12 protein-coding genes and 1 pseudogene are annotated in these 14,245 nt (G+C 73.8%); 7 read left to right on the forward strand and 6 right to left on the reverse strand.

Annotated elements, in window-relative coordinates; all coding sequences use genetic code 11:
* Positions 1-52: 52 nt before the first annotated feature.
* The 4 genes from ABZ883_RS08730 (at position 53) to ABZ883_RS08745 (ending at position 3,502) form a co-directional block, all read left to right on the forward strand.
* Complete coding sequence (locus tag ABZ883_RS08730) at positions 53-1,078, forward strand: iron ABC transporter permease (RefSeq protein WP_360903739.1); 1,026 nt, start codon at positions 53-55, stop codon at positions 1,076-1,078.
* A gap of 2 nt (positions 1,079-1,080) precedes the next feature.
* Positions 1,081-2,142, forward strand: coding sequence for an iron chelate uptake ABC transporter family permease subunit (locus ABZ883_RS08735; protein ID WP_360903742.1), 1,062 nt, complete (start codon positions 1,081-1,083; stop codon positions 2,140-2,142).
* Between the two features lie 4 nt (positions 2,143-2,146).
* Entirely contained in the window at positions 2,147-3,007 is an 861-nt protein-coding gene (locus tag ABZ883_RS08740; protein WP_360903745.1) for an ABC transporter ATP-binding protein, read from the forward strand.
* A gap of 96 nt (positions 3,008-3,103) precedes the next feature.
* Entirely contained in the window at positions 3,104-3,502 is a 399-nt protein-coding gene (locus tag ABZ883_RS08745; RefSeq protein WP_360903748.1) for a tautomerase family protein, read from the forward strand.
* 339 nt (positions 3,503-3,841) lie between these two features.
* Here the strand turns inward: ABZ883_RS08745 and argB are convergent, their stop codons facing one another.
* Positions 3,842-4,702, reverse strand: a complete 861-nt coding sequence (gene argB / locus ABZ883_RS08750; protein ID WP_360903751.1) for an acetylglutamate kinase — start codon at positions 4,700-4,702, stop codon at positions 3,842-3,844.
* Positions 4,699-5,646: a methionyl-tRNA formyltransferase gene (locus ABZ883_RS08755; RefSeq protein ID WP_360903754.1), complete on the reverse strand. Its 948-nt coding sequence runs from the start codon at positions 5,644-5,646 to the stop codon at positions 4,699-4,701. Before ABZ883_RS08755 ends, argB begins: the two co-directional genes overlap by 4 nt.
* An 83-nt stretch (positions 5,647-5,729) precedes the next feature.
* On the opposite strand from ABZ883_RS08755, the gene ABZ883_RS08760 reads away from it, so the two are divergent.
* Positions 5,730-7,073 carry a SidA/IucD/PvdA family monooxygenase gene (locus ABZ883_RS08760; protein ID WP_360903757.1) on the forward strand — a complete coding sequence of 448 codons (1,344 nt, stop codon included), beginning with the start codon at positions 5,730-5,732 and terminating at the stop codon, positions 7,071-7,073.
* A 15-nt stretch (positions 7,074-7,088) separates the two neighbouring features.
* On the opposite strand, the gene ABZ883_RS08765 is transcribed toward ABZ883_RS08760, so the two are convergent.
* A complete protein-coding gene (locus ABZ883_RS08765) occupies positions 7,089-9,206 on the reverse strand; it encodes a SpoIIE family protein phosphatase (protein ID WP_360903760.1) in 2,118 nt (705 codons plus the stop codon).
* Between the two features lie 434 nt (positions 9,207-9,640).
* Here ABZ883_RS08765 and ABZ883_RS08770 point away from each other — a divergent pair, with 434 nt between their 5' ends.
* Both ABZ883_RS08770 and ABZ883_RS08775 read left to right on the forward strand, forming a co-directional pair.
* Positions 9,641-9,979 carry a hypothetical protein gene (locus tag ABZ883_RS08770; protein ID WP_360903763.1) on the forward strand — a complete coding sequence of 113 codons (339 nt, stop codon included), beginning with the start codon at positions 9,641-9,643 and terminating at the stop codon, positions 9,977-9,979.
* Between the two features lie 127 nt (positions 9,980-10,106).
* Positions 10,107-10,526 carry a PPOX class F420-dependent oxidoreductase gene (locus ABZ883_RS08775; protein ID WP_360903766.1) on the forward strand — a complete coding sequence of 140 codons (420 nt, stop codon included), beginning with the start codon at positions 10,107-10,109 and terminating at the stop codon, positions 10,524-10,526.
* Between the two features lie 57 nt (positions 10,527-10,583).
* Here the strand turns inward: ABZ883_RS08775 and ABZ883_RS08780 are convergent, their stop codons facing one another.
* The 3 genes and pseudogenes from ABZ883_RS08780 to ABZ883_RS08790 all read right to left on the reverse strand — a co-directional run bounded on the left by ABZ883_RS08780 (position 10,584) and on the right by ABZ883_RS08790 (position 14,195).
* Entirely contained in the window at positions 10,584-11,441 is an 858-nt protein-coding gene (locus tag ABZ883_RS08780; RefSeq protein ID WP_360903769.1) for an LLM class flavin-dependent oxidoreductase, read from the reverse strand.
* Positions 11,442-11,642: 201 nt separating this feature from the next.
* Positions 11,643-13,464, reverse strand: a pseudogene (locus ABZ883_RS08785) (glycoside hydrolase family 15 protein); the annotation flags it as partial.
* On the reverse strand, positions 13,446-14,195 hold the full coding sequence (locus ABZ883_RS08790) for a DUF6210 family protein (protein ID WP_360903772.1): 750 nt from the start codon (positions 14,193-14,195) through the stop codon (positions 13,446-13,448). The gene ABZ883_RS08790 and the pseudogene ABZ883_RS08785, both read right to left, overlap by 19 nt.
* Positions 14,196-14,245 lie beyond the last annotated feature (50 nt).

Below are 14,245 nucleotides of genomic sequence, written 5' to 3' on the forward strand. Positions count from 1 at the left end.
GGTACAGTTAAGGCCTGCCTAACCTAAGGATGGTGGCTGTGGAGCCTGGCCGGTGACCGCGCGCGGGGGACTGCGTCCCACCCTGCTCGTCGTCCTGCTCGTCGCCGTACTGACCGGGCTCTGCCTGCTGTCGATCGGTCTCGGGGCCGTGGACATCCCGCCGGACCAAGTGGTCCGGTCGGTGTTCGGCCACCCGCCGAGCCGGCTCGTCGACAACATCGTGTGGACCGTCCGCGTCCCGCGCACCGTCCTCGGCCTGACCGCGGGCGCCGCGCTCGGGCTGTCCGGCGCGCTCATGCAGGCCCTCACCCGCAACCCGCTCGCCGACCCCGGCGTCCTCGGCGTCAGCGCCGGCGCCTCCTTCGGGATCGTCGTCGCCGTCGCCCTCTTCGGGGCCGGATCGCTGTACGGCTACATCTGGTTCGCCTTCGCCGGTGCCCTCGCCACCAGCGTCCTGGTCTTCCTGCTCGGCAGGACGGGACGCTCCGGCGCGACCCCGGTGAAACTGGCGCTGGCCGGAGTGGCCGTCACCTTCCTGCTGTTCTCGCTCACCAACGCGATCGTCCTCACCGACCCCGACGCCCTGGACCGCTACCGCTTCTGGTCCGCCGGCAGCCTCGCCGACCAGGACGGGGCCGTGGTCCGCGCCATCCTCCCGTTCCTCGCGATCGGGGCGGTGCTCGCGCTCGCCGCCGCGCCGGCGCTCAACAGCCTCGCCCTCGGCGACGACGTGGCCGCCTCGCTCGGCCGCCGGCTCGGCCTGGTGCGCCTCCAGGGCGTCACCGCCGTCATGCTGCTGACCGGTGCCGCGGTCGCCGTCATCGGCCCCGTCGTCTTCCTCGGACTCGTGGTGCCGCACGTCGCACGGGTGCTCGCCCAGTACGCGGGCATCGGCCCCGACCACCGGTGGCTGCTGCCGCTGTCGGCGGCGCTCGCACCGTGCCTGCTGCTCACCGCCGACATCCTCGGCCGGGTCGTCGCACGGCCCACCGAGATCCAGGCCGGGGTGCTCGTCGCCTTCATCGGCGGCCCGTTCTTCATCGCCCTGGTCCGCCGGCGCAGACTCGCGGAGGTCTGAGCATGACCGCCCTCGCCCCCCTCCGCGGCCGCAGGCCCTACCGCCTGACGGCCCCGCCGGTCTCCGGTGTGCTGCGGCCCCGGCTGGTCGTCCTGTGCGCCGCCCTGGCCGTCGCGGTGTTCCTGCTCTTCTGCTGGGGCGTCTCCCTCGGCGACTACCCGATCGGGCTCACCGACGTCGTCAAGGCCCTCACCGGCTCCGGCGACCCCGGAACGGTCCTGGTCGTACGGGAGTTGCGGCTGCCGCGCGCGCTGACCGGGCTGCTCGTCGGCATCGCCTTCGGCATCTCCGGCGCGCTCTACCAGACGATGACCCGCAACCCGCTGGCCAGCCCCGACATGATCGGCCTCACCGAGGGGGCCGGCACCGCCGTGGTGGCCGGCATCGTGCTCGGCTGGGACGGCGGGCTCGGCACCCAGGGCCTCGGCCTGCTCGGCGCGCTGGTCACCGCACTCGTCGTGTACGCGCTCGCCTGGAAGGGCGGCGCCACCGGGTACCGCATCATCCTCGTCGGCATCGGCGTCTCCTGGATCTGCACCAGCGCCACCGACTACCTCGTCGCCCGCGGCGAGCGGTTCGAGGCCCAGGCCGCCCTCGGCTGGCTGGTGGGCAACCTCAACGGCCGCACCTGGGACCAGGTCGACCTGCTCGCCCTCGCGATGGCCGTCCTCGTGCCGCTCGCCCTCGGCATGGCCCGCTGGATGCGCACCCTCCAACTCGGCGACGACGTGGCCGCCGGACTCGGCACGCCCGTGCAGCCGGTGCGGCTCGCCCTGCTGCTCGTCGGCGTCGGGCTGATCGCCTTCGGCACTGCCGCAGCCGGCCCCGTCGCGTTCGTCGCGCTGGCCGCCCCGCAGATCGCCCAGCGGATGGCGGGCACCGCGTGGCCGCCCCTGGTCGCCTCCGGACTGACCGGAGCCCTGGTCGTACTGGGCTCCGACCTCATCGCGCGTGAAGCGATCCCCGGCACGGAACTCCCGGTCGGGATCGTCACCGGCGTCATCGGCGCGCCGGTCCTGCTCTGGCTGCTCATCCGCGCCAACCGCGCGGGCTCAGGAGGCTGAACCCATGGCGACCACCGACCCCGCCCCCGCGGCCGCGTCCGCGGCCCCGGCCGCCCAGCCCGAACTGCGGGCCCGCGGGCTGCACCTGGCGTACGACCAGCGGCTCGTCGTCGAGGACCTCGACCTCGTCATACCCTCCGGCCGCATCACCGCGATCGTCGGCGCCAACGCCTGCGGCAAGTCCACCCTGCTGCGCGCCCTGGCCCGGCTGCTCGCCCCCCGCCAGGGCACCGTCGAGCTCGACGGCCGCGCCCTGCGCTCCCTGCCCACCCGCGAACTGGCGCAGCGCCTCGGCATCCTGCCGCAGACCCCGGTCGCGCCCGAGGGGCTGACCGTCTTCGACCTGGTCAGCCGGGGCCGTTCACCGCACCAGAACTGGTGGCGGCAGTGGTCCAAGGCGGACGAGCTGGCCGTCCACGAGGCCCTGGCCGCCACCGACATGACCGACCTGGCGGACCGCGCGGTCGACGAACTGTCCGGCGGCCAGCGCCAGCGCGCCTGGATCGCCATGGCGGTCGCCCAGGGCACCCCCGTGCTCCTGCTGGACGAGCCCACCACCTATCTCGACCTGGCCCACCAGATCGACGTCCTCGACCTCATCACCGACCTCAACCGCCGCGAGGGCCGCACGGTGGTCATGGTGCTGCACGACCTCAACCAGGCCTGCCGCTACGCCGACCACGTCATCGCCATGAAGGCGGGCCGGATCGCGGCCGAGGGGCCGCCCGCCGAGGTCGTGACCGCCGCCACCGTCGAGGACGTCTTCGACCTGCGCTGCCGGATCACGACCGACCCGGTGAGCGGCACCCCGCTGGTGATCCCGATGGGCCGCCACCACGAAGCGGTCCCCGTCGCCGCCGAGTGACCCGGGCGGCGGGCCGGGCCCCGCCGACCTGCGGCACCCGTGACGGCGGCCTACGGTGTGGGTACGGGGTCCTCGCACGCGTGATCGGAGCCGTCCATGCCCGTCTACCACGTGGTCACCACGGAGAACACGGTCCCGGCCGCGCAGAAGGCCGCTCTGGCGGCGGAGATCACCCGCCTCCACGCCTCGATCACCGGCGCGCCCACGTCGTTCGTGCACGTGACGTTCGCCGAACTGCCCGAGGGCAGTGTCTTCACGGACGCGGCCCCCTCGCGCCCCCTGCTGATCGAGGCGACCACGCGGGCGGGCCACGCGGACGCGGAGAAGACACGACTGGCCCGGGAGATCTCGGCCGCCGGCAGCAGGCTCACCGGTGTCCCGGAGTCGCACATCCTCGTGATCATCAAGGACAGTCCCGCCCGGTTCGCCGCGGAGGGAGGCCGCATCCTGCCCGAGCCGGGGGACGAGGGCGACTGGATCGCGGAGTCCGGCTGAGCGCGGGCGGCCCGGCGCCCGGGCGGAGCGTGGCGGCACGGACGGCGGGCCGCACCCGCCATGGACGCGGCACCGCCGCCGGGTTGCCCGGCGGCGGCACACACCGCGACCGCTGTGCGCCCGTCACGGCAGGACGGTTGTGCCCGCGCCGCCCGGCCCCGTGGACAGCGCGGGCGGCAGGGCGTGGGGTGCACTGCTGTCGAGATCCGCGTGGAGCGGGCGGCACGGACGAGGGGCCGCACCCGCCAGGGGCGCGGCACCGCCGCCGGGTTGCCCGGCCGCGAAACGCACGGCGCCCGCCGTGCGCCCGTTGCGGCAGGACGGTCCCGCAGGCGCCCGCTAGCCCGGCAGGACGGTCGTGCCCGCGCCGCCCGGCCCCGCGGACAGCGCGCGCAGCAGGGCGTGCGGTGCCCGGCCGTCCAGGACCCGCGCGGAGCGGACACCGGCCCGCACCGCGCGCAGGCAGCTCTCCATCTTCGGCACCATGCCGCCGCCCAGCGACGGCAGCAGCGCCTCCAACTCGGCGGCCGTGAGCCGCTCCAGGACCCGTTCCCGGCGCGGCCAGTCCGCGTACAGCCCCGGCACGTCCGTGAGCACGACCAGCGACTCCGCGCCGAGCGCGGCGGCCAGTGCCCCGGCCGCCGCGTCCGCGTTGACGTTGTAGACCTGGCCGTCCGTGCCGCGGCCGAGCGAGGAGACCACGGGGATGTGGCCGTGGTCCAGGAGCACGTCCACGGCCGTCGTGTTCACCTCCGTCACCTCCCCGACGAGGCCGATGCCGACGATCTCGCCGTCGACCTCGGCGTAGCGGCGGACCGCGGTCAGCGTGTGCGCGTCCTCGCCGGTGAGCCCGACCGCGTACGGGCCGTGCTCGTTGAGGAGCCCGACGAGGTCGCGCTGCACCTTGCCGGCCAGCACCATCCGCGCGACGTCGAGGACCTCGGGCGTGGTCACCCGCAGTCCACCCACGAAGCGCGCCTCGATGCCCGCCAAGTCCAACTGCGCGCTGATCTGCGGTCCTCCGCCGTGCACCACCACGACGCGCACCCCGGCACACCGCATCCGGACGACGTCCCGCGCCACGGAGCGCAGCGGGGAGTCGTCCCCCATGGCGTTGCCGCCGACCTTCACCACGACGGTGCGCCCACGGAGCGCGCGGAGCCCCGGGTGCGGCCCCGGGGCCGCCGGAGCCGTGGTCACGGACGGGACGTCAGGTAGCCGCCCATGGTGCGGAACCAGTCGGTCGCCGCGTGCTCGGTCCCGTCGTCCGTGCGGATCGTGCGGACCAGCAGCCCCGGGCGGTGCCCCCCGCGCGCGTCGGCGCCGGCGACGACCACGACCCCGTCGCCCTCACGGATGAAGATCCGGCCGGGCGTGCCGCCGTAGCGGGCCCGGGAGACGGCGGCGGACACGATCCTGATGCGCTCGCCGCGGTGGTAGGCGAAGGCGTTCGGGTAGGGGTCCGACTGGGCCCGCACCAGGCGTTCCAGGTCCTCGGCGGGCCAGTTCCAGTCGATGCGGCTGTCCTCGACCGACCGCTTGTGGAAGAAGCTCGCGCGGGAGCGGTCCTGCGGCTGCCAGCGGGCGCGGCCGGACGCCATCAGGTCCAGCGACTCGCGCACCAGCGGGGCGATCATGTCGACGGTGCGGTGGAAGAGGTCGGTCGCGGTGTCCTGCGGGCCCACCGGCGTCGAGCGCTGCAACAGGATGTCACCGGCGTCCAGTTCGGCGTCCATGCGGTGCGCGGTCACCCCGACGCGGTCCTCGCCGTTGATCAGTGCCCAGATGATCGGGGAGAAGCCCGCGTAGGCGGGGAGCAGCGAGTCGTGCACATTGAGCGTGCCGTGCGGCGGGAGGTCGAAGATCTCCGGCGGGAGCCAGGTGCGCCAGTTGTTGGCGACGATGACGTCGGGTGCGGCGGCCCTGATCGCCTCCAGCAGTTCCGCGTCGTCCGGGCGGTTGCGGAGCAGCACGGGCACGCCGTGCTTCTCGGCCAGCTCGGCCACCGAGTCGTCCCAGATCTTCTCGTACGCGTGCTCGCTCCTGGGGTGGGTCACCACGAGGGCGACCTCGTGGTCCGACTCCAGCAGGGCCTGCAGCGTCCGGTGTCCCCAGGTCTGATAGCCGAACATGACGACCCGCATGGTCTCTCCTCCGACGGAAGCAATATTGCAAGGTTAGCCTTACCTTATCTATTATGTGGCGCGCTGAGGGAGGCGATGCAACGGTGACAGCACCGCGCAGTGAGCCGGACATCATTCACGACGTCCTGGGAATCGGTTTCGGGCCGTCAAATCTGGCTCTGGCCATAGCCATCGAGGAGTACAACGCCCAACAACCGGCGTCCCGGCGGATCGAGGCCCGATTCCTGGAGCGGCAGCCCCGCTTCGGATGGCACCGCGGCATGCTCATCGACGACGCGACGATGCAGGTGTCCTTCCTCAAGGACCTGGTCACCATGCGGAACCCGACCAGTGACTTCAGCTTCCTGTGCCATCTGCGGGAGAAGGGGCGGCTGGTCGACTTCCTGAACCAGAAGACACTCTTCCCGCTCCGCGTCGAGTTCCACGAGTACTTCGAGTGGGCCGCCGCCCGTCTCGCGCACCTGGTCGACTACTCCTCCGAGGTGGTCTCGATCACACCCGTCCGGGGCGCCGGCGGCGAGATCGACCACCTCGACGTGGTGTGCCGGGACCCCCAGAACCCCGGCCGCACCGTCACCCACCGGGCGCGCAACATCAGTGTGGCCGTCGGCCTCGAACCGCACCTGCCGCCGGGCACCGAGCTGTCCGAGCGCGTCTGGCACAACAGCCAGTTGCTGCCGCGCGTCGCCGAGCTCGCCGCCAGCGGCGAGCCGGTGCGCCGGGCCGTCGTCCTGGGCGCCGGCCAGAGCGCCGCCGAGGCCGTCGACTACCTGCACCGCACCTTCCCCGACGCGGAGGTCTGCGCGGTCTTCGCCAAGTACGGCTACACGCCCGCCGACGACAGCCCCTTCGCCAACCGGATCTTCGACCCCGAGGCGGTCGACGTCTACTACGACGCCCCCTCCGAGGTGAAGCAGTCGCTCTTCGACTACCACCGCAGCACCAACTACTCGGTGGTCGACATGGACCTCATCGAGGCCCTCTACGCGACCTCCTACCGCGAGAAGGTCCAGGGCCGCGAACGGCTCCGCTTCCTGAACGTCTCGCGCATCCGGGCGGTGGACGTCCTGGACGAACGCCTCGACATCAGCGTGGAGTTCCTGCCGACGGGGGAGCACAGCACCCTGCCGGCCGACCTCCTCGTCCACGCCACCGGCTACCGCTCCAAGGACATCTCGACCCTCCTCGGGGAGTCCGCGAAGATCTGCCTGCGCGACGACGGCGACGCCGTCCGGGTCGGCCGCGACCACCGTGTCCAGGTCGCGCCCGAGGTCACCGCGGGCATCTACCTCCAGGGCGGCACCGAGCACACCCACGGGCTCGCCTCGACCCTCCTGTCCACCACGGCCGTACGGGCCGGGGAGATCCTGGACTCGCTGGTCGCGCGCCGCCGGCAGACCGTCCCGGCCGGACCGCACGCCGGCTGACCGCGGGCGCTGCCGTCAGCCGTCCCCGTGCGGGTGGATGAGCAGCAGGGCGATGTCGTCACTGCGGGCGGTGGACCGCGCGGCCGGGCGGACGAGCGTCTCCGCGAGGAGTTCCAGGCCCCCGTCCGCGGCGTCCCCCGCGCCCGCCAGCCGCTCCCCGAGCCCGGCGACGGCCTCCCCGAGGTCCACCCCCGGCGACTCCACGAGGCCGTCGGTGTACAGGGCGAGCACCGCCCCCGGCGGCAACGCGATCTCGGTGGACGGGTAGTCGGCCGCGGGGTCGATGCCCAGCAGCAGCCCCGGCGGCAGATCGAGCACCTCGGTCCGGCCGCAGGGGTGGCGCAGCAGCGGGGGAGGATGGCCCGCCGTCGCCAGCCGGGCCCGATGGCGCGTCAGGTCCAGGTGGACGTACAGGCAGCTGGTGAACAGGCCGGAGTCCAGATCGGTGAGAACCCGGTTCGTGCGGGCCAGGACCTCGCCGGGCGGCGCGCCCGCGGTCGCGTGGACGGCGGTGCGGACCTGCCCCATCAGCACGGCGGCGTTCACATTGTGGCCCTGGACGTCGCCGATCGCCGCCGCCGCGCAGTGCGCGTCCAGGCGGATGACGTCGTAGAAGTCGCCGCCGATCCCCATGCCGCGACCGGCCGGCAGATAGCGCGCCGCGACGTCGAGGCCCGCGACACGGGGCAGCACCTGCGGCAGCAGCCCGGCCTGCAGCGCGTGGGCGAGGCGGTCCTTGGCGTCGTAGAGCCGGGCGCGGTCCAGCGCCTGGGCGATGAGCCCGGCCACGGAGGTCAGCAGGGTGCGCTCCTCCTCGGAGAAGGGGCGGGGCCGGTCGTAGCCGAGCACCAGCGACCCCACCGGACGGCCGGAGGTGATGAGCGGCAGGAACGCCCATGCGCTCATGCCGTCCCGCACATCCGTCAGCGGATGGTCCCGCTCCAGCTCCGCCCGGTCGCTGTAGAAGCAGGAGACGCCGGTGGCCAGGACCTGCGCGGAGGGCGTCGGCGAGGTCAGCGGCACCCCGTCGATGCGGTCCACCGAAGCGGCGGGACAGCCGCGGTGGCCCATGACCCGCAGCCGGCCCCCCTCCGCGGTCATCAGCGCGAGGGCCTGCGCCCCCAGGGCGGGCAGCAACTGGTCGGCGGCCTGCTCCACCACGTCCTGCACCCCGACGGCCTCGGTCAGGGTGGCGGCCAGGTGCATCAACGGGTAGAGGCCGTCGGCCCGTCCGGGCTCGGCCGGTGGCGCGGGCCGCAGCACCCCCGACGGGTCGGAGGCGACGTCGGCGGGCACGAGGCGGATGCTGACGCCCCAGCCGTCCGCGTAGAGGTGGAAGGCCAGCCGCCGGTCCGGGGGCCGCAGCGCCGTGAACGACACGGGCTGGCGGCTGACGAGCGCGCGGCGGTAGTGGTCCTCGACAGCCGGCCCGTCCAGCCACGGCAGCGCCTGCCAGAGGGTGGCGCCCAGCAGCTCGGGGACCCCGGTGCCCAGGAGTTCGGCGGCGCCGGTGGTGACGAACGCGATGCGCCCGTCCATGTCCAGCGTGCAGCAACCGCCGGGCAGCCGCTCCGCGAAGTCCGCCGCGGCCTGCGCCTCCGCGGGCCAGACGGTCCGCGGCCGCGGCGGCGGCAGCACCCGCGGATGCGCCCCGGCCCGCACCGGGCGGCCGTCCGCCGCGGCCTGGCGCAGCAGTTCGCCCAGCCGGCGGCAGGCGCGGTCGATCGCCTCGGCCTCGTGCGCGCTCATCCGCGACGGACGGGAGCCGGGCCACTGGAGCACCAGCCCGCCCCACGCGGTGCCGCCCGAGGTGACGGGGGCCGCCGCGAGCAGGAAGCGGTGCGGCAGCACCAGCGCCAGCCGCGGGTAGTGGCGCGCCAGTTCCTGCGGGCTGCCCAGCCACACCACGCGCCGCTCGCGCACGGCGTCGGCCACCGGGGCGCGGTCGGTCAGCGCGACCCTCGCCCACGGCGCGGCGATCCGCCAGGACAGCCCGGTGAGCGCCGCCAGGCCCAGCACGCACGCACCCTGCTCCAGCAGGTACACCGCCCCCACGGACGCCCGGGTCTCCCGCACGACCTCGATCAGCGCGGGCACGACCGCGTCCGGGCCGCCGCCACGCACGCCCTCCACGGTGTCACCCGCTCCCGGCCGCGACCGGCGCCCGCGCGGGGCGCGCCCCGGTCCGTGAAACTCGCGCCGGGACCGGGGTCTGCCGCACGGCCTCGATGAGGGCGGGTACGACCGCGTCCGCGCCTTCGCCGTCACGTACGACCTCCACGGCGTCACCCGCTCCCGGCCGCGACGAGCGGGGGCACCGGCGCCCGGGCAGGGCGCGCTCCGGTACCCGGGGCACCGCGCGCGGCGCGCCGGCACCGGCGGCCCCGCGCAGCGGAGTCCGGTCCTGCCGCACCGCGGCTCTCGCACCGGCCGTCACTCACATTCGGACCCTATGTCCGCCCCGGTGCGACGGCACCCCGGCGGCGCGGCGCCCGGTCCGGTGCCCCGACGCGTCGCGGACTCCGTACATCCGACGGAACGCGCGATGCGCGCGTCATCATGCCCCCATGCGTACCCGCCCCGCGGCCACCGCGCTGGCCGCCGCAGTCCTGACCGTTTCGTCGTGCGGCGGCGACGGCGACGCCGAGCCGACGCACCGCCTGGACGGCCCGGCGCAGCACGCCTGCGACCTCTTCGCGCACGGCTACAAGGAGACCGGGACCGTCGACGCCCGGTCGAAGCTGGCCGCACGGGTACGCGCGGCCGCGAAGACGTCCTCCGTCGCCCCGGTCCGCGAGATGGCCGGCGCACTCGTCCGGGGTGCCACGAACGACGCGCGGACGTGGCAGATGGGCGCCGACGCCTTCGCCAAGGCCTGCCTCGACGCGGGCTGGACGGCGGGCTGACCGCCGGAGGACGGCCAGGTCGCGGGCCGCGTCCCCCGGCACGACACAGCGGCTCCCGAGCGGTGTGGCGGGGCCGCGTGTGGCACGGTGGGCGGGCAGACCGGCACATCACCGAAGAGGAGCCCCCGTGTCCAAGCCACCGCTTCCCGAAGCCGCGATCGCCATGCTGAGCAAGCCCAACCACGCGGTCCTCGCGACGCTCCGGGCCGACGGCCAGCCGGTGTCCACCGCGACCTGGTACCTGTGGGAGGACGGCCGGGTCCTGATCAACCTGGACGAGGGCCGCAAGCGGCTCGAGCACATCCGCCAGGATCCCCGCGTCACGCTGACCGTGCTGGACAAGGACGACTGGTACACGCACGTCACGATCATCGGCCATGTCGCGGAGCTGCGGGAGGACAAGGACCTCGCCGACATCGACCGGCTGGCGGAGCGTTACCTGGGCAAGTCGTACCCGGTCCGGGACCGCGTGCGGTACACCGCGCTGATCGAGGTCGACCGCTGGCACGGCTGGGGCACCCAGAAGGACAACGACCAGATCGGCTGACGGCCGCCCGCCGGGGTCCGCGCCGGCGCGGACCCCGGCGCGCAGCACACCGCCGGCTCACAGCACGGCGTCCGCGAGGCGCGCGACCTCGCCCGGATCGGCGAGGGTGGGGACGAGGAGCAGCTCGTCGGTGCCGATGCCGGCGAAGGCCCGCACGGTCGACCCGATCGCGTCGGCCCCGCAATTGACGCCGGCGGCTGCGGCCGATGCCATCTCCTCACCCCCGGAGCTGTAGTAGGCGTACACGTTGGCGCGCCCCGTGTCCGGGTCGCCGATGGCGTAGTACGCCAGGGCCATGAGCCGGGGCGAGCCCGCGCGTCCGACCTCCCTCCAGGCCGTCCGGACCGCCTCGAACCCCTCGGCCACCGCCGCGGGTCCCGTCGAGGCCCCGATGAAGCCGTCGGCGATCCGCGCGGCGCGCCGGTACGCCTTGGGGTTCTGGCCGCCGAGCAGGATCGGGATGTCCGCGCGCGTGCCGGCGGGCACCAGGGGGCTCGCGGCCCCCGGCGGCGTCTCGCCGCGCCAGATCCTGCGGTACTCCTCGATGTCGCTCTCCATGCGTGCCGCCCGGCCGCGCGGGTTCGCGTCCTCGCTCAGGAAGTCGTCCGTGCGGCCGCCGAGGCCGAGCCCCAGGGTGAAGCGGCCACCCGAGACTCCGTCGATGCCGGCGACCTCCTTGGCGAGCAGGACCGGGGGCCAGACCGCGCCGATCATGATGGAGCTGATCAGCCCGATGGTGCGGGTCGCGCCCGCGGCCGCGGCCAGGGCGACGGTGTCCAGCACCCCGGGATAACTGAGCCGGCCCACCGATCCGAGCGAGGAGAAGCCCGCCCGCTCGGCCTGCGCGGCCCAGGCGGGCACCACGGCGGGCGGCACGTCGCGCACCTGGTTGGGCAGTCCGATGCCGATCTTCATGGGTGATTCCTCCCGTGTGCGGGGGTTGGCCTCCCGTTGCCTGTCTGCGGCACCGGTCCGCCGTCACCTGCGGGTGACATGGCCCGGGGGATAGGGGGTGGTCGGCGAGACGGGCGGACCGCCGGCCGGGGGCGTCATCGGCCGGGTCTGGAGAAACGGGGCCGGGACCATCGAGGTGGGAGGGAAACCCGGCCTGGCGGCGTCGAGATGGGCATCCAGGCTCAGTGCGCCACTGATGAGCGCCAGATGCGTCAGCGCCTGCGGGAAGTTGCCCAGTTGCTCACCGGTCAGCCCGATCTCCTCCGAGTACAGGCCGAGATGGTTGGCATAGGTGAGCATCTTCTCGAAGACGAGCCGGGCCTCGTGCAGGCGGCCGGAGCGGGCGAGGGCCTCGACGTACCAGAACGTGCAGGCCGAGAAGGTGCCTTCGGACCCGAGCAGGCCGTCGGGGGAGGCAGAGGGGTCGTACCGGTACACCAGGCCGTCGGACACGAGGTCCTTGGTGATCGCGTCCAGGGTCGAGAGCCACCGGGGGTCCTGCGGGGGGGATGAACCCCACCGCCGGCATCCGCAGGAGCGCGGAGTCCAGCACGTCGCTGCCCAGGTACTGCGTGAAGGCGGCGCGCCGCGGATTCCACCCCCGCCGCTGGATCTGCCAGTAGAGCGCGTCGCGTTCCCTCGTCCAGCGCTGCACCTCGGCCGGGCGGCCGCTGCGGGCGGCCATGCGGATGGCCCGGTCCAGCGCGATCCAGCTCATGAGCCGTCCGTAGGTGAACTCCTTGTCGCCTCCCCGGGTCTCCCAGATCCCGGCCTCGCGGCGGTCCCAGTTCTCGCACACCCAGTCCACGGTGTCGATCAGCGCCTGCCAGATGCGGCAGGTCGTGGGCAGCCCCTGCTGGTCGGCGAACTGAAGGCACTCCAGCGCCGATCCGTAGAGGTCGAGTTGCAACTGGTCGGCGGCGCCGTTGCCGACCCGCACCGGAGCCGAGCCCCGGTGGCCCGCCCAGTGCCCGAGGGTCTGTTCGGCGAGGTCGGAGGAACCGTCGACGCGGTACATGACCTTCAGGGGGTGCTCGCCCGGACCGGGAAACTCCTGGACGCGGTCGCCCAGCCATTCGGTGAACGCCACGGCCTCCTCGGCGAATCCGAGCCCCAGCAGCGCATGGAGGGACAGCGAGGCGTCGCGGACCCATGCATAGCGGTAGTCCCAGTTGCGCTCGCCGCCGACCTGCTCCGGCAGACTCGTCGTCGGGGCCGCGACCATCGCCCCGGACGGGGCGTACGTCATGAGCTTGAGCGTCAGCGCGGAGCGGTTGACCATCTCCCGCCACCGTCCGGTGTAGCGCGACCGCGCCAGCCAGTTGTGCCAGAAGGCGATGGTGTCCTCCAGGAGCCGCTCGCACTCCTCGGGCGGGACGACGCGTGGCGGTCCGTCGGCGAAGGTCTCCAGGACCAGGCCGCGGGTCATGCCCTCGCGCAGGTCCACCGTCATGCACACGTCGCCGGCGCGGATCCTCCGGTCGCCCACGCACTCGTCGCCGGGGGCGTCCACCACATGAACGGTCATCTCCCTGTCCCGGCCGGCGAAATGCCAGCCGCCCATGGACGTGGTGACCTCGTGCGGTTGCCGGCCGTAGTCGAACCGGGGGGCGATGTCGATGTCGAAGGAGATCTCGCCGCGTGTGCAGCGCATCATACGGACCAGCCGGTGACGGTCCGTCGGACGGCTCGGCGACGCGGGCGGCATGAAGTCCACGACCGAACCGACGCCCTGCTCGGTCATGAACCTGGTGAGCAGCACACAGGTGTCCGGGTAGTAGAGCTGTTTCGCCGCGTACGCCGGGGCCTTGGGCGTGATCGTCCAGTGGCCGCCCTTCTCGCTGTCGAGCAGGGCTCCGAAGATGCTCGGCGAGTCGAAACGCGGGCTGCAGAACCAGTCGATCGTCCCCTCGGTGGAGACCAGCGCGGCGGTCTGGAGGTCACCGATCAGCCCGTGGTCCCCGATCAGCGGATGCTCGTCCATGGGGCCTCTTCCCATCCTGCCTGCCCTCGGCCGTGACGCCGCCGTGCCGGCCGTGCCGCTCGCGCCCGCACCGCGCGCCCCACCTCCAGACTGCGCGCCGTGCCACGGGTTCGCATCACTCCCGCAGGCGGACCGGGCCGGCACCTGCGGTGGGCCACCGCGTTTGCCGGGACACCCGTACCGGGCGATCCTGAGAGAGAGCCCCGCGCGGGCGGGGGACCCGCGTCGCCCGAGGCCGTGCGACGGGCGCCCGCGGCATCACCAGGGCATACGGGCCGCACCGGCTCCTGGTCGGAGTTCTCCCAGACCAGAACCCCGGGACCGTCAGGGGTCAGCACCGGGACCCAGGCCTCGTCGGCCTCGGCCAGACGGGACTCGTCGAGCACCAGCGGCGTCGGGAACTGGTCGTCGCGGTTCGCGGAGCCGCGGACGAAGAAGGCGACCGCGGCCCTCAGCCGGGCGAGCAGGTCCGGCGGCCGGTCCAGCCGCCTGTAACCCTGACCCTTCAACTCCCCGACGAAGATCGCCTTCAGGTCGTCGTCCAGGTCCCGCCCGAGCAGGGGGATCAGGTAGCCCTCCTGCTGGTACTGCACGCAGCCGAATCCCCCGCCCTGGTTCTGGTGGACCACGCCGGTCGGCGCCGCCACGATGACGTGCACCCAGCCCTGGCCCGAGCCGGAACCGTCGGGGTCCAGGAAGATGTATCGCTTGCCGTCGTCCGCATCAGCCACACGCGGTAGCCTCGCGCAGGCGTTGGGCTCCGTGCCGGCGACGAGGAGAG

The sequence above is a fragment of the Streptomyces sp. NPDC046977 genome, assembly GCF_040644455.1.
GTDB lineage: Bacteria > Actinomycetota > Actinomycetes > Streptomycetales > Streptomycetaceae > Actinacidiphila.